The sequence below is a fragment of the Streptomyces sp. NBC_00690 genome, from assembly GCF_036226685.1.
Lineage (GTDB): Bacteria > Actinomycetota > Actinomycetes > Streptomycetales > Streptomycetaceae > Streptomyces.
In genome coordinates, this window is sequence record NZ_CP109009.1 from 8,094,233 (window position 1) to 8,115,697 (window position 21,465).

16 protein-coding genes are annotated in these 21,465 nt (G+C 68.6%); 8 read left to right on the forward strand and 8 right to left on the reverse strand.

From position 1 onward, the window contains the following. Positions 1–209: 209 nt before the first annotated feature. The 6 genes from OID54_RS34910 to OID54_RS34935 form a co-directional block, all read right to left on the reverse strand. Positions 210–1,058, reverse strand: a complete 849-nt coding sequence (locus OID54_RS34910) for an ABC transporter ATP-binding protein (protein WP_329026222.1) — start codon at positions 1,056–1,058, stop codon at positions 210–212. Beyond that, positions 1,055–2,065 (reverse strand): FecCD family ABC transporter permease, encoded by a 1,011-nt coding sequence (locus OID54_RS34915; RefSeq protein WP_329027959.1) that lies wholly within the window; start codon positions 2,063–2,065, stop codon positions 1,055–1,057. The genes OID54_RS34910 and OID54_RS34915 overlap by 4 nt, the downstream gene beginning before the upstream one ends. A 41-nt stretch (positions 2,066–2,106) precedes the next feature. Then, positions 2,107–3,108 carry a FecCD family ABC transporter permease gene (locus tag OID54_RS34920; protein ID WP_329027961.1) on the reverse strand — a complete coding sequence of 334 codons (1,002 nt, stop codon included), beginning with the start codon at positions 3,106–3,108 and terminating at the stop codon, positions 2,107–2,109. Positions 3,109–3,146: 38 nt separating this feature from the next. Beyond that, complete coding sequence (locus OID54_RS34925) at positions 3,147–4,199, reverse strand: iron-siderophore ABC transporter substrate-binding protein (RefSeq protein WP_329026224.1); 1,053 nt, start codon at positions 4,197–4,199, stop codon at positions 3,147–3,149. 243 nt (positions 4,200–4,442) lie between these two features. Then, on the reverse strand, positions 4,443–5,165 hold the full coding sequence (locus OID54_RS34930) for a helix-turn-helix transcriptional regulator (protein ID WP_329027963.1): 723 nt from the start codon (positions 5,163–5,165) through the stop codon (positions 4,443–4,445). A gap of 302 nt (positions 5,166–5,467) precedes the next feature. Then, positions 5,468–6,418: a LysR substrate-binding domain-containing protein gene (locus OID54_RS34935; RefSeq protein WP_329026227.1), complete on the reverse strand. Its 951-nt coding sequence runs from the start codon at positions 6,416–6,418 to the stop codon at positions 5,468–5,470. A 194-nt stretch (positions 6,419–6,612) separates the two neighbouring features. On the opposite strand from OID54_RS34935, the gene OID54_RS34940 reads away from it, so the two are divergent. The 5 genes from OID54_RS34940 to OID54_RS34960 all read left to right on the forward strand — a co-directional run bounded on the left by OID54_RS34940 (position 6,613) and on the right by OID54_RS34960 (position 13,072). Further along, positions 6,613–6,915 (forward strand): hypothetical protein, encoded by a 303-nt coding sequence (locus tag OID54_RS34940; protein ID WP_329026229.1) that lies wholly within the window; start codon positions 6,613–6,615, stop codon positions 6,913–6,915. Beyond that, on the forward strand, positions 6,909–8,144 hold the full coding sequence (gene kynU, locus OID54_RS34945; RefSeq protein ID WP_329026232.1) for a kynureninase: 1,236 nt from the start codon (positions 6,909–6,911) through the stop codon (positions 8,142–8,144). Before OID54_RS34940 ends, kynU begins: the two co-directional genes overlap by 7 nt. Before the next feature lie 71 nt (positions 8,145–8,215). Continuing rightward, a complete protein-coding gene (locus tag OID54_RS34950; protein ID WP_329026235.1) occupies positions 8,216–9,997 on the forward strand; it encodes a hypothetical protein in 1,782 nt (593 codons plus the stop codon). A 55-nt stretch (positions 9,998–10,052) separates the two neighbouring features. After that, positions 10,053–11,495, forward strand: coding sequence for an amino acid permease (locus OID54_RS34955; protein WP_329026237.1), 1,443 nt, complete (start codon positions 10,053–10,055; stop codon positions 11,493–11,495). A 617-nt stretch (positions 11,496–12,112) separates the two neighbouring features. Beyond that, entirely contained in the window at positions 12,113–13,072 is a 960-nt protein-coding gene (locus OID54_RS34960; protein WP_329026239.1) for a pyridoxal-phosphate dependent enzyme, read from the forward strand. Positions 13,073–13,235: 163 nt separating this feature from the next. On the opposite strand, the gene OID54_RS34965 is transcribed toward OID54_RS34960, so the two are convergent. After that, positions 13,236–13,949, reverse strand: a complete 714-nt coding sequence (locus OID54_RS34965) for a hypothetical protein (RefSeq protein ID WP_329026241.1) — start codon at positions 13,947–13,949, stop codon at positions 13,236–13,238. Between the two features lie 446 nt (positions 13,950–14,395). Between OID54_RS34965 and OID54_RS34970 the strand changes: the two genes are divergently transcribed. The 3 genes from OID54_RS34970 to OID54_RS34980 all read left to right on the forward strand — a co-directional run bounded on the left by OID54_RS34970 (position 14,396) and on the right by OID54_RS34980 (position 18,822). Next, entirely contained in the window at positions 14,396–17,029 is a 2,634-nt protein-coding gene (locus tag OID54_RS34970) for a DUF7507 domain-containing protein (RefSeq protein WP_329026244.1), read from the forward strand. 288 nt (positions 17,030–17,317) lie between these two features. Continuing rightward, on the forward strand, positions 17,318–17,476 hold the full coding sequence (locus tag OID54_RS34975) for a hypothetical protein (RefSeq protein WP_329026245.1): 159 nt from the start codon (positions 17,318–17,320) through the stop codon (positions 17,474–17,476). After that, positions 17,473–18,822: a glycosyltransferase gene (locus tag OID54_RS34980; RefSeq protein ID WP_329026248.1), complete on the forward strand. Its 1,350-nt coding sequence runs from the start codon at positions 17,473–17,475 to the stop codon at positions 18,820–18,822. The genes OID54_RS34975 and OID54_RS34980 overlap by 4 nt, the downstream gene beginning before the upstream one ends. Before the next feature lie 87 nt (positions 18,823–18,909). On the opposite strand, the gene OID54_RS34985 is transcribed toward OID54_RS34980, so the two are convergent. Next, on the reverse strand, positions 18,910–21,465 hold the full coding sequence (locus OID54_RS34985; protein ID WP_329026250.1) for a DUF7507 domain-containing protein: 2,556 nt from the start codon (positions 21,463–21,465) through the stop codon (positions 18,910–18,912).

The window sequence follows — 21,465 nt, forward strand, 5'->3', positions numbered from 1 at the left end:
TTCGTGCGGGGTGTCGGCCGCTCCAGCGGATGGGGCCGCGGTGCGCTCCGCGGCCGTGGTGGCTTTCCTCCTAGACAAGCTGGACAAGTCAACTCCCTTTGGTGGTGTGGGGTGCGGTGCTGGCCGTCGTCTGCCGCCGGTGGGCCGTGTGCGGCAACTGATCTGCCGGTGTGCGGCGGCCGGGACCAAGGGTGGTGCGGCCGGGTTCATCAGTCGGACTTGCGTTCCGGGACGGTTCCACGGGGTGCGCTCTGTGTCGGCCTGATCCCGTGGCGTCCGATGGGCAGCATCAGGGGCCGGCCGGAGACGGGGTCCTCGATGATGCGGCTGTCGAGACCGAAGACCGTGCGGACGTTGTCCTCCGTGAGCACTTCGTGCGGCGTGCCGGCGATGTGCAGCCGGCCCGAAGCGAGAGCGACGATGTGGTTGGCGTATCGGGCAGCGAGATTGAGGTCGTGCAGGACCATCACGACGGTCGTTCCCCGAGAGTGGTTCAGGTCCGTCAACAGGTCAAGGACTTCGATCTGATGACTCGCATCGAGGAAGGTGGTGGGTTCGTCCAGCATTAGGATGTCGGTCTGCTGGGCGAGCGCCATGGCGATCCACACCCGTTGGCGCTGTCCACCGGAGAGCTCGTCGACGCAGCGGTTGGCGAGGGGCAGCGTGTCCGTTGCCTCCAGCGCAGCTGCCACGGCCGCGTCGTCCTCGGCGTTCCAACGCGAGAAGACCCGCTGGTGAGGATGGCGTCCGCGGCCGACGAGATCGGAGACGGTGATTCCTTCGGGAGCCACCGGCGACTGGGGGAGTAGCCCGAGTGTACGGGCGAGTTCCTTGGCGGGCAGGCGGTGCACCTCCTTTCCGTCCAGGACGACGCGACCCGCGCGGGGCGCCAGCAGACGGGACATGGAGCGCAGGAGCGTCGACTTGCCACAGGCGTTCGCGCCGACGATCGCCGTGATGCCGCCTGGCGGCACGACCAGATCAAGCGACTCGACGACGGTGCGTTCGCCGTAGCCGAGGGTGAGCCCTTCGGCCGCCAGGGAGTGGGTCGTGGTCACAGGGAACTTCCTGCCCGGTTGGTGCGGATGATCAGGTAGACGAGGTAGGGCGCGCCGAGTACACCGGTGATGACGCCGACCGGGAAGCGGGCGTCGAAGGCGAACTGGCCGGTGAAGTCTGCGACCAGGACCAACAGGGACCCGACCAGTCCCGCGGGCACCAGGAGCGAACCACCCGGCCCGGTGATCCGTGCCGCGATGGGCCCGGACAGGAAGGCGACAAAGGCGATCGGCCCGGATGCCGCCGTGGCGAACGCGATCAGGCCGACAGCGGCGATGATCACCGTGACACGGGTGCGCTCGACGCGTACCCCGAGCGCTGAGGCGGTGTCATCTCCGAGTTGCAGCGCGGACAGGTTCCGCGCCTGCGACAGCAGTACGGGGCACAACACTGCCAATGCCACAGCGGCGGGGGCGGTCTGGTGCCATGTGGTGCCGTTGAGACTGCCGGTCAACCAGCGCATCGCCTCTTGGAGGTCCCACTCGGCTGCCTGGGACAGTACGTAGGCGACGACGCTGTCGAGCATCGCGGCGATGCCGATGCCGATGAGGATGAGCCGGGTGCCGACCACCCCGTCCTTGAACGCCAGGGTGTACACGAGCAGTGCGACGGCGAGGGCGGCGGTGATCGCGACGATCGACACCTGCGTCTCGCCCAAGGAGAGGGTGACGATCGCAAGGGCCGCTGCCGCGCTCGCACCCGAACTGATGCCGATGACGTCGGGGCTGGCGAGCGGGTTGCGGAGCATGGTCTGGAAGGTGACACCGGCCATCCCGAAGCTGAAACCCGCTACCACGGCCAGGACGGCCCGAGGCAGTCGTAGCCGTCCCACCGTGAACGACGCTCCCGGCACCTGTTCGCCGATGACCACACGGACCACCTCGTCCAGGGGGTAGTACGTCTGCCCGGCCATGAGGGTCACGGTGAACACGGCCGTCACCAGAGTTGCCAGCAACAGGACGACCGCGCGGCGGCGAAGCGCCCTGCCTCTGCGGTCACGGGCCACGGTCTCGGCGGAGGGCGGTCGAGGGGGAAGGGCGACGGTGCTCACAAGGCACGTACTTTCTGCCTACGGACGATCCAGATGAAGAACGGGGCGCCGATCAGCGCCGTCACGATGCCCACGTCGATCTCGGCGGGCCGGGCGACGACCCGCCCGACCACATCGGCAGCCGTGAGCAGTGCCGCCCCGAGCAGTGCTGCGAAGGGCAGCAGCCAGCGGTGGTCCACTCCGATGAGCAGCCTGCACGCATGGGGGACGACGAGACCGACGAAGGCGATCGGGCCGGCCACCGCCGTTGCCGCGCCGCACAGGACGACGGCTCCGAGCGCGGCCACGCCCCGGGCGAGGGCGACCCGCTCGCCGAGTCCCGCCGCGAGTTCTTCGCCCAGCGCCAGCGAGTTCAGTGACTTGGCCGACAGCAGACTGATCATGAAGCCCGCCGCGAGATAGGGGAGCACCTGCCCGATGCGCTCGAAGGAGGCGCCGCCCACCCCGCCGATCTGCCAGAGCCGAAAACTCCCGGCGATGTCGTTGCGCGGAAGTACCACGGCGGTGACGAGCGAGGCGAACGCGGCCGAGGTGGCGGCACCGGAGAGCGCCAGTTTCAAAGGGGTGGCGCCGCCCCGTCCGAGCGTACCGACGCCGTACACGAATCCGGCCGACAGCGCAGCCCCCGCCATGGCCACCCACACGTACCCGGTCGGCGAGGAGAGCCCGAAGAACGCGACGGCCGTGACGACTGCGAGTGACGCGCCCATACTGACCCCGAGGATGCCCGGGTCGGCCAGTGGGTTGCGTGTCACCCCCTGCATGACGGCACCGGAGAGCCCGAGCGCCGCGCCGATCAGCGCTGCGAGCAGTGTTCGGGGGATTCGCTTGCCGGCGGCGGCCTGTTCCAGGGACGCGTCCGCGCCCCCGAGCGCGGCCCAGACATCGGACCAGCCGACGGCCCGGGAGCCGAAGGCGACCGAGGCCACCATGAGCGCGGCTAGGACCAGGCCCACCGCGAGGAGCCACAACAGTTGGACCCGCACCGGGCGTCGCATCGCGGTGGTGTCCGGTGTCCGGCAGGCAGGGGAGGGGGTCACTTGACCTTGTCCGCGGCCTTGGCGAGCGCGGCGACGTAGTCCTCCAGCACCCACGAGATCGACAGGGGCGTCGGGTTGGCCGCTGTTGCGAGGGGCGAACTGCCCGGGAGCAGATAGGTCGAGCCGCGGTTGATCGCGGGGACCTTTGACAACAGCGGGTCCTTGCGCAACGTCGTCGCCAACTCGCCCTTCTCGTCGCCGTAGCCGGTGATGATGTCGACGTCGTTGAACTCATCGATCTGCTCGGCGCTACGGGTGAGCGCGAACTTGTCCGTGCCCTGTGACGCCTTGGCGATGCTGCCGGGGATCTTCAGACCGAGGTCCTTGAAGAACAACGTCCGGGTGTCATGAGCGGTGTAGAAGCCCACCTTGCTGATGTCGCCGGGGTCGACGTGGGTCATGAACATCGCCGACTTGCCCTTGAGCTGCGGGTACTTGGCGACGGTCCGACCGATCTCGCCCTCCAGGTCCCCGATCAGCTTCTCGCCCTCGTCGGTGAGCCCAATCGCCTTGCTGTTCGTCCGGACGATCTCCCGCCACGGAGTCGCCCACGGGGCATCGGGGTACGCAACGACGGGAGCTATCTCGCTGAGGGTGGCGTAGTCCTGCTTGGTCAGACCGGAGTACGCGGCGAGGATGACGTCCGGCTTGGTGTCGGCCACGGCCTCGAAGTCGATGCCGTCGTTCTCGTCGAACAGGGTCGGGGTCTTCGCGCCCAGTTCGGTGAGCTTCTTCTCCACCCAGGGCAGTACCCCGTCGCCGTCGTCGTCACCGAAGTTCGCGGCGGCCATGCCGACGGGGACGACACCAAGCGCCAGTGGCACCTCGTGGTTGGCCCAGTTCACGGTGGCCACGCGCTTCGGCTTCTCGGGGATGGTCGTTGTGCCCAGGGCGTGCTTGACCGTGAGCGGGAACGTGTCGGACGACGACGAGGAGCCCTTCGCGTCTTTGGCCTTGGCGTCGTCCCCGTTGGAGGAAGTGGTGCCGCAGGCCGTGAGGCTCAGGAGAGCGGCGGCTGCGATGGGCAGCCGCAGGCGATGTGAACGCATGATTTTCCAACCCCACTGGTCCGGTTGTCAGGTGCCGGTCCTCGCACGTCCGGTCCCGGGACGCCGTCGTGGAGTGTGTGCACCACACTGAGTGCAAGCGGCTTAGGTAAGGCTTGCCTTGGCACTCTAAGAGGACGTTGAACCGTGTCGCAATCGAGCTTATGAGACACCTGATGTAGCGAACGGGACGTATATCCCCTGGGGTAAGGGGAAACGGCCCCAGCGCGGGCCGGGCCGGGCGACTCAGGGCACCCGGAATGTGCCCGGCGTGAGCCCGGTGGTCCGTCGGAAGGCCGCCCCGAAGGCGCTCGCGGACCGATATCCGACCTCCTCGGCCACGGCCTCCACCTCCCAGCCCCGGGTGAGGAGGGCGACCGCGTGCTGAGCCCGGACCGAGGCGATCCAGCGCGCGAAACTGGTACCGGTCTCCGCGTTGAACGCACGGCTGATGGTCCGGGCGCTCACGCACAACTCCTCCGCCCAGTCCGCGAGGGTGCGCTGGTCACCCGGATCCTCACGGAGCGCTTCGGCGATCGGCCGCAGCAGAGCCGAAGCGGGAGCCTGTACGAGCAGTTCCCGCGGCGACGGTTCGAGTACATCGAGCACCATCGCCTCGGTCGTCGTCCGCGAGGCGGGGGAGAGCCGAGAATCGCCGAGTCGCTCCAGCAGCAGCCGCAGCAATGGGGTGATCTCGACGGCCACCGGTGTGTCGGAGATGGACGGCGTGGTGTGGAAGCCGAAGAAGCTCGCCCGGAACCAGGTGCCGGCGACCGCCGACCCCGAGTGCAGTGTGCCCGCGGGCATCCACATGCCGAGCGCGGGTGTGATCGTCCAGACCCGTGCCCCCACCACGGCCGTCGACGCGCCGCGCTCGTTCCAGAGCAACTCGTGGAAGGGATGGGAGTGCTCACCCCAGGTGGTGTCGTGCGCCACGATCTCGTCGTACGGCTGGATCCCGAACGGCATGACCACCGCGCCCGCCGCGACCACCGGCAGTGAACGCGTCGCCCGCGTCGCCCGCGTCGCCCGCGGGGTCGCGGACGCTCCGCGCGCCGCCGCGGCAGCAAGTGCGCCGGGGGTCTTCAAGGCTTCCGGCTCGGTCGCGGCCGACGCACGGTGGGCGTCGGCGGGGCAGGGCGTGGCATGAGGACGCAGGGACGGCATGCCTTCACCCTAGGGCGCTCCACGGGGCCGGCAGGACACGTCCGTCGACGGTGAACCGGGAGCACGACGCCGGGTCACGATGCGTCCGGGAGCGAGCCGACCTGTCAGTGTGCGACCGCGGGAGCCCCGCCGAGCGTCTCCCGCAGCAGGACCGCCTCCTGGTCGAGGTGGTGGAGCAGCGCCTGCAGGGCGGGTGTGCGCGTGCGGTGGGCGGCCTCGGTGGTGCCCACCGTGCGTCCCACCGAGGGAAGCTCGACCGGCAGCGCGGCGAGGTGCTCGTCCTCGCGCAGGACCAGTTCGGGCAGGAGCGCCACCATGTCCGTCTCCAGCAGCAGTGCGCGCATGGTGAGGATGGAGGTGCATTCGACGCGGTCGGCGGGCAGTGTGAGGCCGCGGTCCACAAAGAGGGCACCGAGTTCCTGACGCAGGGCGGTCTGCTCGACCGGCAGGATCCAGGGGAATCCCAGGGTGTCCGTGAGTGTGACGCCCGTGGCGTCGAGGAGCGGATGGCCGGAGCGGACGGCGAGCCGGATGGGCTCCCGGTACAGCATTCGCTGACGCTGCCCGTCCCCCTCCGCGGGGGCCGATCCCACCCGGCCCACGATGACGTCCAGCTCACCCGCCAACAGTGCCGGGTGGAGGACGTCCAGGGTTCCTTCCCTGACGACCACGGTGAGCCGGGGCCGTTCCCGCTTGAGTCGGGCGACCGCCCGGGGCAGGAGCACATTGGCGCCGGCCAGCAGTGTGCCCACGGTCACCGTGCCCTCCTGTCCCTGCCGCAGCCCGGTGAGGTGTTCCCCTGCCCTTCGCACCTCGGCGACCACCGTGCGGGCGTGTTCTGCCAACGCCTTGCCGTAGACAGTGGGCCGCATGCCACGCGGTACGCGCACGAAGAGCGGTAGGTCGGCGATGGCCTCCAGCTCATGGAGGGTCCGGGTCGCAGCGGGCTGGGTGAGGTGGAGAGATTCGGCCGCCCGTACGACGCTCCCGTGCTCGCACACTGCGATCAGAAGGGTGAGGTGCCGGAACTTCAGTCGGCCGTCCAGGAGGTCCATCCAATGGGCTCCTTTCGGTGAGGCGAGGGGCTGAGGGCGGTGCGGCACAACGCCATACCGGTTTTGCTATACCTCCCACGCCAATCGGCATTGGATCGGCATAGGTGGGTGGGCGCACTATACCGGCACGCCCGGGGACGACTTTCGGACATAACCCCGGCCCAGCAACGGAGGTCTGCAAGGTGGGTTCACCCGTGCGGCATTACGTAGGAGGCGGTTTCCACGCGTCCGACGCGCCCTTCCCGCTCGTCGACGCGGTCACCGGGCGCGCCGTCGGCGAGGTACCGGAAGCGCCTCGGACGGTGGTCGACCGGGCGGTGCCCACGGCCCCGAAGGCACTGCGCCACACTTTCGACACCCGCGACCTGCTGGTCGAGGCGGGACGACGGCCGGTCGGTGAGCGGCAGGAACTGCTCACGCACCGCGCGCTCGATCCCACCTGGGACCGCGATGCCGGACCCACCCCCTCGTACGACGACGGAGACACCCCATGCTGACCGAACGCGCCGCCGCGCTGGACGCCGCCGACGCCCTCGCCCACATCCGCTCCCGCTTCATCCTCCCCAAGGGCGTCGTCTATCTCGACGGCAACTCCCTGGGCGCCCTGCCCGCCGCCGTCCCGGCTGTCGTCGAGGACGCAGTGCACCGCCAGTGGGGCACCGACCTGATCCGTTCCTGGAACGGCAACGGCTGGTGGGAGGCACCGCTGAGGACGGGTGACACCCTCGGCAGGCTCATCGGCGCGGCCCCCGGTCAGACGGTGGTCGGCGACTCCACCAGCGTCCAACTGTTCAACACACTGCTCGCCGCCGCCCGCATGCGCCCCGGACGCCGGTTGCTGCTGACCGACCCCGACCACTTCCCCACCGACCAGTACATCGCCGACTCGGTGGGCCGGCTCCTCGGGCTCGACGTCCGCCGGGTGCCGGCGCGGGATGCCGCCGCCGTACTGGCCGCCGAGGCCGGCAACGTCGCCGTCGCCGCCTACGCCCCCGTGGACTACCGCACCGGCGAGCTGTACGACATGGCCGCCCTCACCACCGCCGCGCACGCCGCTGGTGCCCTGATGCATTGGGACCTGTGCCACGCTGCGGGCGCCCTGCCCGTCGAGCTCGACGCCATCGAAGCGGACTTCGCGGTCGGCTGCGGCTACAAGTACCTCTCCGGCGGCCCGGGGGCCCCGGCGTTCGCCTACGTCGCCCGCAGGCACCAGGCGGACTTCGACCACCCCCTCACCGGCTGGCACGGACACGCGGAGCCGTTCGCGATGTCCGGCACGTACGCCCCGGGGGCGGACATCAGCAGGGCCCGGATCAGCACTCCGCCGCTGTTGTCGATGCTCGCCCTGGAAGCCGCACTGACCGCCTTCGACGGGGTGGAGATGACGGCCGTACGGGAGAAGAACGTCTCCCTGACCGGGTTCTTCCAGGAATGCGTCGACGAGCTCCTCGACGGCCTCGGCTTCACCATGGCCACCCCCCGCGACCCGGCGCACCGCGGTAGCCAGGTCGCCCTGCGCCACGCGGAGGCGTACCCGCTCATCGCTGCGCTCACCGCCCGCGGTGTCATCGGCGACATGCGCGCCCCCGACCTGCTCCGCTTCGGTTTCAACGCCCTGTACGTCACGCACGCCGACGTCTTGCACGCCGTGCGGGAACTGCACGCCGTGGTGACCGACGGCGAGCACCGCACTCCCGAGTTCCGGCAGCGCCCCACCGTCACCTGATTCGGCCCACCCGCCCGCCCCAGGGGCACACCGCACGTCCCGCTCCCTTCCTGCTCCGAAAGGACCGTTAGATGCGTCCCCTCCGCAGAAATGCCGCCCTGGCCACGGTGGTCGCTGCCGCCGCCACGGCCACACTCCTCGTCCCGGGTGTGTCCGGCGCTGACACCGCAGCCAGCGCCAAGGCTGCCACTCCCACCGACCCGAACATCCTCGATGTGTGCGAGGACCGCCGACCCGTGGCGGCCGACCCGGGCTCGTACGGCATGCAGCTGGACGGCAGCTTCCGCCACCCCGCCCTCACTCCGGTCGACGAGCAGAACGAGCACCCCTTCCCGGGCCGCAACAAGAAGTACGACACCCGCTCGTACATCAAGAACATGAAGGTCGAGGCGGCCTACGAAGGCGACGCCTTCACCCCCGACTACTTCCACACCTGGCAGAACATCGTCGACTTCGACGGCCGGCGTTACCTCTTCCAGTACAGCCGCTCCGACGGCCGCGTCTACGACATCACCGACATCAAGAAGGTCCGGGTGGTCGAGAGGATGAGCCGCAAGGACGTGGGCGGTGACGAAACCAAGGCGAACGGCGACTGGGCGGCGCACGACTACTGGGGTGCTTCCACCATCCAGTGGAACAAGAAGCTGAACGCGTACGTCATGGTCCAGAGCTTCGAGAGCCGACGCCAGATCTCGGAGCTCTCCGACCACCCGCCCAAGGACAAGTACAACAACCCGGAGGGCGTCGCGAAGGTGCGCGCGAAGCCGGGGCTCAAGGGCTTCAAGGTGTTCCGTCTGGACGGCCCCCGCAAGAAGGACTGGAAGCTGCTGACGACGGTTTCCACCGACTCCACCCAGGCCAACCCGCTGAACACCAACCCGGCCAAGGCACAACAGGGCTCCGGCTCGATCGACGTGCCGCACTGGTCCGGTGAGAAGTACATGTTCATCGCCACCGCGCCGAACGACACCTACTCCGGGACTGAGTACCCCACGAATCTGCACTCGGCGGGTTACCAGTCCTGGGACATGTCCAACCCGGCCCGCCCGAAGCTCCTCGACACCTGGCACCTGCCGGGCCAGCGGACCGGTGAGGAGGCCGCGTACCGGAACAACCCGCGCTGCGGCAACCGGACCAGCTGGATGGGCGCCCGGATGCCGCTCTTCCTCCCCAAGCCCGTCGAGCAGGGCGGACGCTACGCCTTCGCCGCGATGGGCGGCTACGGCCTGACGGTGCTGGACGTCTCCAACCCGTCGAACATGAAGACCGTGAGCCACCTGGACCTCCCGGCCTCCGTCGCGGGCACCGAGGGTGACAACATCGACGTCTCCCAGTACCAGAAGACCGGAATGATCTACTACTCCGGTTACCCGCTCACCGAGGACTGCTACGAGCCGTACAAGGACATCTACCAGATCGACGCACGGGACCCGAAGAAGCCCCGCGTCGTCGGAGTCCTCCCCCGCCCCACCCCGCCGAAGGCCGCCGGCATCACCGACTACTGCCAGCGCCGCGGCAGCTTCGGCCCCAAGCGCACCGGCTACTACACCAACCCGGGGCAACACACCTCCGGTGTTCTGAGCTACGGCTTCTACAACGCGGGCGTGCAGTTCTTCGACGTCTCCAAGCCTGCCTCCCCGGAGATCTCCGCCTACTTCGTCCCCAAGGCGTACGGTGCCTCCACCGCCGACTACGCGTACGGTAACCAGACCCACGGCGTCTACGTGGAGTGGGACCGCAACATCGCTTGGACGCTGACCAACCACGGCATCTACGCACTGTCCTCGTCGAAGGTCCTCGGCAAGCCGGACCTGAACGCACCGGCGAAGCCGTTCCGCAACAGCGAGTTCTGAGTCGCTGCCCCTCTCCCACTCCCACTCAGTCACCATCCAGAAGGGCACCACCGCCATGGCCGCACCCAGCGACTCCGCACCGCCCGCCCCGGCACCCGACGCCGACGGCACCAGACCGGCACCCACCGGCGGAGGACTGGTCCGTTCCCTCACCCACCGCCAGACCACCATGATCGGGCTGGGCTCCGCGCTCGGCACGGGACTCTTCCTCGGCTCCAGCACCGCGATATCCGTGGCCGGCCCCGCCGTGATCGTTGCGTATGCGATCGGTGCGGTACTGGTCGCCATCATCGCCGTCCTGCTCGGTGAGATGTCCGCCGCCCACCCGGTCCAGGGCTCGTTCGGCACCATCGCGCACCGCTACCTCGGCCCGTGGGCCGGGTTCCTCAGCCGGTACCTGTACTGGTTCAGCGCCGTCGTCGTCATCGGGACGGAGGTCGTCGCCTCCGCGCTCTACATCCGCTGGTGGTGGCCCGAGGTGCCGATGTCGGTGGCAATCCTGGTGATCGCCGCGATCGTCCTCGCGGTCAACATCATCAGTGTGAAGTCCTTCGGCACCACCGAGTTCTGGCTCTCCAGCATCAAGGTGGTCGCACTCTGCGCGTTCATCCTGTGCGCCGCACTGCTGGTCTTCTTCGGTCTGCCCGACACGGAGGCATCCGGCTTCGCCAACCTCTCCGACGACGGCGGCTTCATGCCGCACGGCCTGGACTCCATCTGGCTGGCCATGTCCGTGGTGATGTTCGCCTACGCCGGCTTCGAGGTCGTCGCCATCGCCTCCGCGGAGGCGGTCGACCCGCAGCGCACCATCCGCACCGCGATGCGCCAGCTGGCTTGGCGGCTGAGCTTCTTCTACCTCCTCGCCATCACCCTGGTCCTCGCGCTGATTCCGTGGCGCAAGCTGGCGGAGGGTGACGGAAGCGTCGAGACGAGCCCCTTCGTGCGGGTCTTCTCGGAGGTCGGTGTGCCGGCCGCGGCGACCATCACCAACGCGGTCGTGCTCATCGCGGCCATGTCGGCCGCCAACGCCCACCTGTACGGTGCATCCCGGCTGCTGCACTCGCTCGGCGACGACGGCCTGGCCCCGGCGCCGACGGCCAAGCTGAGCAAGCGCGGCGTTCCCGCGATCGCCCTGGCCGTCTCGTCCATGGGCATCGCCGCCGCGGCGCTGCTCGCTTTCTACGACGTCAGCGGCCTCTTCAACATCATGATGTCGATCGCCATCTTCGCGGTCCTGCTCGTGTGGCTGCTGATCCTCGCCTCATACATCGCCTTCCGGCGCCACCGTAAGGCGAACCCTGAGGAGTTCACCGGGTTCAGCGTCCCGGCGGGTGGAAAGCTGGCGGTCGTGGCCGTGGTCGGGGTGCTGGCAGTCGCCGCCACCGCGATCGAGGTCCCCGACATGCGCCAGGCGGCGGGCATCGGCCTCGCCTTCACCGCCGTCCTCGGCATCTGCTTCTACGCCCTGACCACCATCCGTCGGTCACGGGAGAGCTGACATCCGCCGCAGGAGCGGCTCTGTCTCTGACACCTGAAGCCCGCGGGGCGCTGCTGTTCCACAGCAGCGCCCCGCGGCACGTTGTGTCGCGAGGGCCGTGCGACTCGTCTCATGGCCGCCGGGGCGACCGGACAGCAGCCTGCGGCGACCCACCCGATGCAGCAGGGTGCCGAGATGCGCTATATTGATCTTGTGCTCGCGGCCGGGATTCCCGGTTGTGGGACAGGCGTTGGTGGTCCAAGGAAAGACGCCCCACTTCCCGTGGGGAGATGCAGGTGCAAGGCCTGCCCAGCGCTCGATCAAGACCCCGGTCTCTCTACTGAGGCCGGGGTCTTCTGTCTGTCCACCCGTGGAACGGTCGGACACCGGGCGATTCTTCTGCGCGTCCCTCGACCCATCCTCTATCCGGCCCCTGAGGCGGGGTATCGATGGCGGCGGGCACCTCCGTCACAGGGGAGGGCCGGCGCGGCACCCTTCGGCCCGGGAGTGTGGCGGCGGGTTGGGATGGATTTCGGCGTCCCGGATCGAGGCATGGGGGGCGTAGCCGATCATCCGGTGCGATCCCGCCGAGAGCCCGTCCTTGAGGGGCGGGCGGATTCATGCCGGATGATGTACGAATGATCGATATCTCGGATGTGGAAGCAGCGGCCCGCCTGATTGAAGGGCGGCTCGTACGTACGCCGACGGTGCCCAGCCCGGGGCTCACCGCGCTGCTGGGCGCGCCGGTGACAGCCAAGCTCGAACTGCTCCAGCACACGGGTGCGTTCAAGGCCCGCGGGGCGATGGCGAAGCTGCTCTCCCTGAGCCCGACCGAGCGGGCTGCGGGAGTGGTCGCGGTCAGTGGTGGCAACCACGGCATCGCCGTGGCAGTCGTGGCGGGCCTGCTCGATGTGAAGGCGACCGTGGTCATGCCACGATCCGCACCTGCCCGCGCGGTCGAGATCGCGGAGGCGGCGGGCGCGTCGGTACGGCTGGAGGCCACGATGGACGGCGCCTTCGCCTTGATGGACCGGCTGCGTTCGGAGGGTCTGACCCTGGTGCACCCCTTCGACGACCCCCTCGTCATCGCGGCGCAGGGCACGGTGGGTCTGGAGTTCGCCGAGGACGCGGGTGAGTTGACCGACGTCCTGGTCAGCATCGGCGGCGGTGGTCTCATCTCGGGCGTTGCGGTGGCGATGAAGGCCCGTCGTCCCGGCATCCGGGTCTGGGGCGTCGAGACCGTGGGCGCGGAGGCCATGTCCCGGGCACTCGTGGCGAAGGGCCCGGTCCCCGTCGAACTGTCGTCGATCGTCTCCACCCTCAGCGCGCCCGCTGTCTCACGGCTCACGTACGAGCACGTTGCGGCGCTGGTCGAGGATGTTCTCGTGGTCTCGGACGCGGAAGCGGTGCAGGGGGTGCTCGACCTGGCGCAGCACGCCAAGCTGTGGGCGGAACCGGCCGCCGGTTGTCTGCTGCCCGCTGCCCGACAGGTCCTGGAGCGCGTCGGCGATGCTACCGAGGTGCGGTTGGGACTGGTGGTGTGCGGGGGCAATGCGGCGGTGTCGGACGTGGTTCGATGGTCGACGGAGCTGGGGTAGGACGTCGAATCGCAAGAGGGCGTACACAGGGGTGGCCCCTGGGCACATTCCCACGGCCGGGACCCTTGCGGGCAGCCGTCGATGACGTGCGGCCGAGCAGCGCGCCGACCCATCAGTTGACGTGTGCGTCGGGCAGGTGGGAGGGGGCTGGAGACGCGAGTCCCTAGAGCTCCCACCACCAGGCTTCGAGCTCATGGTGATCGGCGAACTCAACCGGGACCGCGTAGGACGACCGTTGTGCAATGGCCAGGGAACCGGTGCGGCGGACCACCGCGCGCACGTCGCGCACGGCGGACATCTCGGCGAGTTCATCGACGTCGAAGGGGCAGCCCGCGGGCCCGCCGACGAGGGTCTCGCAGCCGAACGCGTACCACAGACCGATGAGTTCGTGATCCCCTTCCTTCTCCGCGGCGGTGGCGATCTCACGGACCACATCGATGAGCCGGGTGGGGCGCGGAGGTGCGGTGTCGGGGCCCCGGAGTTCTCCCGCGGTGGTCATGCGCTGCCACAGTGCGGTGCCTGCGTCGCAGTAGAGGAACGGTGGTTCGACATAGCCGTCTTCGAGCCAGGAGTCGTAGCCGTCGAAGTCCGGGGCCTCTTCGTCGAAGGTGCGCAGGCCGGTGAACTCGTCCAGTGCGTCGAAGTACTCGGAGCGCTGGGCGTAGTCGGGGTGCCGGTCGACCGGGAACCGATAGGTGTACCCACGACGCAGCAGGATCTCCATCACGCGGAAGTGTGTGAACGAGCAGTCGTACTCGCCCTGGAATCGGTACAGCACGGTGAACCAGTCCCGGACGCGTGGATCGTCCGACTTGCTGTGGACGTCCAGGATGCGGATCGAGTCCGCGACCAGGTCCTCGATCTCGTGCAGGGACATCGGGTTCTCCCCCTGAAACAGACGACGACGAACATGCTCCCAGCCAGTGGACCGTACGGGCGACCGAACGGAGGAATCCGTCGGGGCGTTCGATGCTCTCGTTGGCAAAGCCGGGGGAGACCGGGCCGGACGTGGCATTGCGGCTCCCCCTCGGGGGCATGCCTTCGCCCAAGCGAGTGACGCCCACCGCTCGGTCGGACCGGCGCCCGCGTGGCTCGCCGGTCCGCGACACGGCGGCCCCTGGCAAACACTCTCTTGGGCTTCCCGGGTGGATGTGGTGGTCAGGTCAGACGTCGGGGCCGTTCACCGCCTTGGGCCGTCCGAGAGCAGCCGGCGGGGCTTTCGGGTGAAACCGGACCCGCCGACGCGATCGGGTGCCAACTGCTGCTGTTGTGTTGGTAGGTGTGCCTGGGGGGATTCCCAATCCGATCGGAGTACATGTCATCATGCGTGGCTCTCCCGGCAGACGTCGCCATCTGGGCGTTCTCGCTGCCGTTGTCACCACCGGGGTGATGCTCGCGGCCCACCCCGGCGCCCTGGCACTCGCCGCCCCCTCGGAAAGGGCAGCGGCTTCGGTACCCGGCTCTCCCGGAATTCCGCAGCCGCCGACCGTCGTCTACGCCGAGGACTTCGAGAACGGCACCGGCCAGACCCCGATCCTGCTGAACAACTACACCGGCGCGCCGCCGACGAACGCGAAGTACACGGCGGCGTCCCAGTGGATCGACGCACCGCACTGCAACGGGATCATCCTGAACCAGTCGGGTGCCAACCAGCCCGCCTGCCAGAACCAGAACCCGGTCGCCATGTCGTCGTTGAAGTTCATGGCCAATGTCCTCGGCGTGGTGAACGGCGCAGCGAATCCCTCCAACAACCACGCGGTCTCGGCCTACACCGATGGTGCGAACCCCGGCGCGAACCGCGTCGAGTTCCAGACGGTCAATCCGCTGCCGCTGCCCACCACCAACCGATTCATCACCTTCTCGGTCGATGTGGCAGCCCAGAACTGCTCCGCTTCCGCTCCCCGGCTCCAGTTCTACCTGACGGGGGCCGGACCGGACATCCCCGCCTTCAGCCAGCCGATCAACCCATGCACCGACCCCCGTGCCCAGACGTACAACATCGGTCCCCGGGCCATCGAGGCGGGCTCCTTCGCAAGTGACGGATCCGTTCTGTTCAGCGGACCGTCCGTGGGCGTCAAGATGACCAATGCCAACGGCAGCGGCATCGGCAACGACCACGCGTACGACAACATCCGCATCCTGGACGTCACACCCCAGCTGGACAAGGAGTTCGTACCGGCGTCGATCGACACCGGGGATGTGGCGACGGCGACGTTCACGGTCACCAACACCACGGATCTGGCGGAGAAGAGCGGCTTCGGATTCACGGACTCCCTGCCCGCCGGTGTCACCGTCGCCGCCACTCCGAATGCTGCGACGACCTGCGGGGCGGGTACGGTCGCCGCGACCGCGGGCGGTTCGTCGATCGCCCTGACCGGCGGGGTCTTGGCCGCGGGCGTGGCGTCCTGCACCGTGACCGTGGATGTCACAGCGAGCGCGGTCGGGACCTATGTCAACGAGCCCTCCGATCTGACGCCGACCGGGGTGAACCCACCTGGGCCCGCTCCCATCACGGTGACCGTGCCCGGCTCGCCGTCCATCACCAAGCAGGTCGCCGAGTCCTCCTTCGCCGTCGGCCAGCTGCTCCACTACACCTACACGGTGACCAACAACAGTGACCAGGCGCTCAGCAACGTCACCGTCACCGATACGGGACCGGGCACACCGACCGTGACCTGTCCGCCCGGCTCACTCGCCGCGGGTGCTTCGGTCAACTGCACGGCCACCTACACGGCCACGCAGGCCGATGCCGACACCGGGACCGTCACCAACACGGCGAACGTCACCGGCACGCTGCCCTCGGGAACGGAACTCACCGCGGTGAGCAACCAGGTCGTCGTCCCACTGCGGTCGCTGACCATCACCAAGGCGGCCGAGGAGACACAGTTCAGCGCCGTCGGTGAGACGATCCACTACACCTTCACGGTCACGAACAATGGTCGGGTACCGCTGTCGGACATCACTGTCACGGACTTCGGGCCCGGCGCTCCCGCGGTCACCTGCCCGGGCGGAACGCTGGCGCCCGGCGCGACCGTGGGCTGCACCGCCACCCACACCACCACCGCCGCAGATGTGCAGGCGGGTGAAATCGTCGACTCGGCGACCGCCACCGGCACGACCGAACAGGGCGACGATGCGGAAGCGGACAGCAACACCGTCACCATTCCGTACGTCGCACCCACCCAGGTCGATCTCGCCGTCGTCAAGACCGGTCCGGCGACCGTGAGCGCGGGCGGACAGATCACCTACTCGATCGTCGTCACCAACAACGGTCCCGGGAACTCCACCGGATGGACACTGACGGACACCATTCCCGCGGACCTCTCCAACGCAGCCACCAGCACCCCCGGCTGTGGGATCGGCGCAGAAGTCCTGACCTGCACGGGAGGCGCACTCGCCAATGGTGCCAGCGTCACCATCCAGGTCAGGGGGACCGCAGCACCCGGCGCCACCGTGATCGAGAACACCGCCAGGGTCACCGGGGAGGAGGATGACCCCGACCCCGGCAACAACACCAGTACGACCACCACCTCCGTACCCTCGGTGAAGATCATCAAGAAGCAGAACGGATCGGCCACCGTGGAGCCCGGGGACACGGTCTTTTACACGATCACCGTGCGGAACACCGGAGCCGCGCCGACCGCCGCCTCCTTCACCGATGACCTCAGCGACCTCGTCGACGACGCCGCCTTCAACAACGACGAGAGCGCCACGGTGGGCAGCGTCACCTATGACGCACCCGATCTGAGCTGGAGCGGCACCCTCGCCCCCGGACAGACCGCGACCATCACCTTCTCCATCACCATCAACGAGCGGCCGTTCGGAGACCTCAAGCTCGACAACACCGTCGTCTCCGAAACACCCGGCAACAACTGCCCGGTCACGAGCGACGACCCGGACTGCACCACCCACGGCACCGTCAAGGTCGAGGACAAGGACAAGAAGGACCGCGCCTGACGACCCCACCCCGGTGATCCGACGGCCCGAACCGCACCGCGATGTGGCACCGAGCGGTGAAGGCCACCGGGCCTGAACCACCCCATGGCTCCCTCCCGCACCCCTGGGAGGGAGCCATCGGATTGCCGCGGCAGAACCCGGCGAGCCCGACATCGCCCCACACGTCGCAGCGTTCGAGTGATTCATGTGATGAACGCCTGTCCAAGGGCGTATGACGCCGCCCCTGCGTGGTGACATGTCGTCACCGAAGGTGCGACAAGCACAACATCCACGAAGGGCAGGAACCAGATGTACGGAGGCCACCTCGCACACACCGGAACAACGGTCGTGGCGATCGGAGGACTGACAGTGGGAGCCGGCTGGATCGTGGCACTCGCCGCGCTCATGGTCGTGATCGGAGCCGTGCTGGTGCGGTTCGGCTTCCAGAGACGAACCTTCCAGCCGTGAGTGCCCCCGTCGTTGCCAGACGGCCCCGCGCACTCGTCGTCGCGGCGGCGCTCCCCCTGCTCGTCGTCGCCTGTTGGGCAGCGGTACGGGGCCTGGAGGCCACGAGCCTGTTCAGCGGCGGCCCGACCGCCTCGGTGTGGCTATGGGCACCGGTGGCAGCCCTGCTGGCGGGCCAGACCGTCCTCTACGCCTGCGAACGCCCCCACCGCGCTGACGCGCTGGGACAACAAGCACTCGACCGACTCCGGGTAGCCGTGTTGATGCCCGTCTACAATGAGGACCCGGCCTACCTTCGAGCCGCACTCACCGCCCTGGCCGCCCAGACCCGTCGTCCCGAAGCCGTCCACCTCGTGGACGACGGCTCCGACGTCGACTACACCGAGATCCAGGACTGGTGGACCCGCCACGCGCACGAGACCGGTGTCCACACCAGTTGGCAGCGCACTCCCAACCAGGGCAAACGTCGGGCCCAGGCCACCGCGCTCGAACACGCCGACCAGGCGGACATCATCATCACGGTCGACTCGGACGCGATGCTCGCCGTGAACGCCCTCGACGAAGTGCTCCAGCCCTTCGCTGACCCCCGCGTCCAAGGTGCAGCCGGTCTCGTCGTCGCCGCGAACCACCGCGCCACCTGGCTCACCCGGCTCACCGACCTCTACTTCGTCGCCAACCAACTCGTGGACCGCTCCGCGCTCTCCCCGCTCGGCGCAGTCATGGTGGCACCGGGCAGCCTCGCCGCCTACCGCGCACCCATTCTTCGTGACCATCTCCCGACCTACCTCGGCGAGAAGTTCCTCGGCCGGCCGGTCCAGTTCTCCGACGACTCCCTCCTCACCCTCTTCGCCCTCCTCAAGGGACGCGTCGTCCAACAACCCACCGCCGTCGTCTTCACCGCCATGCCCGAGCGCACCGGTCACCATCTGCGCCAGTACCTTCGCTGGATGCGCGGATCCACCATCCGCTCGCTCTGGCGCGCCCGTCATCTCCCCCTCACCCATCCCGCGTACCTCGCCCAACTCCTACGCTGGTTCCTCCAACTCCTGTGCACCGGAGCCCTGGTGTGGCTCGCCGCCGTACACCTGCGCCACGGCACCGCGCCGTCCCCGTGGCTGCTCACGGTTCCCCTCGCCATCGGCTACGCACAGGCCCTGCGCTACCTCACCCTGCGCCGCAGCGATGAGACCCCGGCCCACCAGGCGGTCACCTGGCTGTTGACTCCGCTGGCCCTCGCCTGGGGCTGGACCGTGCTCCGCGCGGTGCGCTGGTACGGAACCCTGACCTGTGGCCGCACCCGTTGGGGCACCCGTACCACCGGCCCCGAGGTCACCCTCGCAACGCCCTAGCTGTATTGACCGCCTGCTGCCCATGACAACGGCCGCGGAGCCTCTTGCTCCGCGGCCGTTGTCATGGGGCGCCCCGCGTCCTTCTCCTCAGTCCTTGTCCTTGGTGATGACGGTCCCGTGGGTGGTGCAGCGGATGTCCGCACTCTTCACCGGGCAGTTGTTGCCGAGCGTCGTGGAAACGACGGTGTTGTCGAGACGCAGATCGCCGAAGGTCCGTCGATCCGTGGTGATCGAGAAGGTGATGGTTGCGGACTCGCCAGCCGCTAGTGTCCCTTCCCAGGTCAGGATGGGCTCGCTGTAGTCGACGGCTCCGATCGTCGCGGTGGCGTCGTCGTTGTACTGGGCATCGTCGAGGAGACGGGACAGGTCGTCGCTGAAGCTCGCGGACACCGGCGCGGCTCCCGTGTTGCGTACCGTGACGGTGTAGTTCACGGTGGCTCCCGCCTTCACGGCCGAGGGCCCCTTCTGCTTCTTGATGATCTCCACCGACGGTACGTCCGTGGTGGCGGTGCTGGTGTTGTTCGCCGGGTTCGGGTCCGGTTCCCGCCCCGTGACGGTGGCCGTGTTGGTGACGGTGGTGACGTCTGCGGCGATGGTTCCCGAGAACTGGACGGTGACGCTGTCGCCGTCGGCGAGCGCTGCTCCGGTGCAGGTCAAAGTGGCCGACCCGATGGCGCAGCCCGGACTGTCGGTCGTCACACCCCTCAATGAGTCGGGAAGCGGGTCGCTGAGTGTCCAGCCGGTGGAGGCAGCGGGACCGTGATTGGTGACGGTCAGGGTGTAGGTGACGCGTTCGCCCGAACCGGCGGTGGCAGGCCCGGTCTTCTCGACGCCTAGATCGACGAGGAATGGTCGGTAGGGGACCGTGACCGTGCCACTGGTCGCCCGTGCGGTCTGCCCCTGTCGATCAGCGCCGCTCGCCGTGGCCGTGTTGACCACCTGCCCGGCCTGTACGTCGGCGGCCGTGGTGATGTGTGTCGCGGTGCACCGCAGGGTGGCGCCCGGAGCCAGCACGATCGTCGGGCACATCACATCTGGCGTGCCCGGGCCGTCATCGGTGACGGTGACCTGGGGCAGTTGGGTGCGTCCCGTGTTCGTGACCCGATAGACGTAGTGCAGCGTCTCGCCCGCTGCCGTGAACGCCGGTTCGAAGACGGCCTTCTGGACCGCCAGTGAGCGCAGGGGAACGACGACGGTGTTGCTGGTGCCGCTGAGTCGGGTGCCTGCTTCGGTGGTACCCGTGACTGTCGCCGTGTTGGTGATGGTGCCCGTCGCGGCATCCGCCGCGGTCGCGGTGTACAGCGCGTTGCAGGTCACGGAGGCCCCCGGGGCCAATGGCCCGGTCGGGCAGGTGACCGTAGGGCTGCCCGGCCCGTTGTCGGTGACCGTCACATCTGTCAAGGGTTCGTCGGCGTGGTTGGTGACGCGGTACGCGTAGTGAAGTTGCTGCCCTGAGCTGAACGACGCTTCGGCGGCTGCCTTCACCAACGACGGGCCGGGAGCGGTGACCGTCAAGGTCGCTGCCGCTGGGGCATCGAGCCCGGTCAGGGAGAGGTCCCCGGGGGTGTTGGTGTAGACGCCCTCGTTGGCCGCAGTGACATCGACGGTCATCGTGCACGACGCCGCACCGGTCTCCAGGTTCGCGTTGGCCAGCATCACCGTGGACGTTCCGGCGCCTGCGGTGACGGTCCCGTCCCCGCAGGTCGTGGACGCGTTCGGCGAGGCGGCCACCACCACACCGGCGGGCAGCGTGTCCGTGAAGGCGAAACCGTCCTTCGCCGCCAGATCGCTGGTGTTGGTGACGGTGAACGTCAGCTGTGACACCGCGTTCTCGGAGACCGTCGACGGGTTGAACTCCTTGTCGAGCTGGGGAGTCACATCCAGGATGCTGATGTTGTCGAACGCGTGGTCGTTGCCGCCTCCGCCCCCATTGGCGTTCACCATCTTGATGCCCACGGAAGTACCGGTGAACAGGACCGATCCATCGCTGGCGAACGACCCCGCCTCCACGTCCTTGTCCCCGGCGTCGTACGTCTGCGCCCGTGGATCGGTGCAGGGGTCGATGGGGCTGGTGAACGTGGGGACGTCCGGTCCCGAGCCGGTGAGATAGAACTCCAACTGCGGTCCTGACGCGAAGCAGTTGATCGCGGCGACATCGACCGAGAAGGTGATGAACCGACTGTCGGTCACCAGCGGGATCGGATCGACCGTCGCGAACTCCGTCAGGTCCGCCCCCGGGCTTCCAGCGGTCCAGGCGGAGACGGCATGGTTGACCGTCGGATCGGCCGAGCCCCCGACCTGGCCCAGTACCCCCGCCATGTCCCGCAGATCGAGCATCGCCACCGAGCTCGCGCTCTCGCAATCCGGCTGGTCCTCACCTGATTCGGTCAGGATGATGCCGTTGCACTGCGTCGGATCCAGCCAGTTCGGGTCAGCGGTGTACGTGGCGTTCACCGGCGGCGCTCCGACGTACTCGTCGAGCAGGATCGGCGTGGGGCCCGTACCGTTCTCGAAGTCCTCCAGGAAGACCTCGACGGGGTCCTGCGGCACACCCGGAGTCCCCGGTAGTGCCCGTACCACCGCGGCTGCCGACGACGGAGTCGCCCGGGCAGTGGTCGCGGTCGGTACGGTCACAACTGCCAT

What these genes read in the sequence shown, in the direction of transcription:
- OID54_RS34920 (WP_329027961.1), bottom strand. Translation starts at nt 3,108, where the DNA reads ATGCGACGCCCGGTGCGGGTCCAACTGTTGTGGCTCCTCGCGGTGGGC.
- OID54_RS34925 (WP_329026224.1), bottom strand. Translation starts at nt 4,199, where the DNA reads ATGCGTTCACATCGCCTGCGGCTGCCCATCGCAGCCGCCGCTCTCCTG.
- OID54_RS34930 (WP_329027963.1), bottom strand. Translation starts at nt 5,165, where the DNA reads ATGCCGTTCGGGATCCAGCCGTACGACGAGATCGTGGCGCACGACACC.
- OID54_RS34935 (WP_329026227.1), bottom strand. Translation starts at nt 6,418, where the DNA reads ATGGACCTCCTGGACGGCCGACTGAAGTTCCGGCACCTCACCCTTCTG.
- kynU (WP_329026232.1), top strand. Translation starts at nt 6,909, where the DNA reads ATGCTGACCGAACGCGCCGCCGCGCTGGACGCCGCCGACGCCCTCGCC.
- OID54_RS34950 (WP_329026235.1), top strand. Translation starts at nt 8,216, where the DNA reads ATGCGTCCCCTCCGCAGAAATGCCGCCCTGGCCACGGTGGTCGCTGCC.
- OID54_RS34955 (WP_329026237.1), top strand. Translation starts at nt 10,053, where the DNA reads ATGGCCGCACCCAGCGACTCCGCACCGCCCGCCCCGGCACCCGACGCC.
- OID54_RS34960 (WP_329026239.1), top strand. Translation starts at nt 12,113, where the DNA reads ATGATCGATATCTCGGATGTGGAAGCAGCGGCCCGCCTGATTGAAGGG.
- OID54_RS34965 (WP_329026241.1), bottom strand. Translation starts at nt 13,949, where the DNA reads ATGTCCCTGCACGAGATCGAGGACCTGGTCGCGGACTCGATCCGCATC.
- OID54_RS34970 (WP_329026244.1), top strand. Translation starts at nt 14,396, where the DNA reads ATGCGTGGCTCTCCCGGCAGACGTCGCCATCTGGGCGTTCTCGCTGCC.
- OID54_RS34975 (WP_329026245.1), top strand. Translation starts at nt 17,318, where the DNA reads ATGTACGGAGGCCACCTCGCACACACCGGAACAACGGTCGTGGCGATC.
- OID54_RS34985 (WP_329026250.1), bottom strand. Translation starts at nt 21,465, where the DNA reads ATGGCAGTTGTGACCGTACCGACCGCGACCACTGCCCGGGCGACTCCG.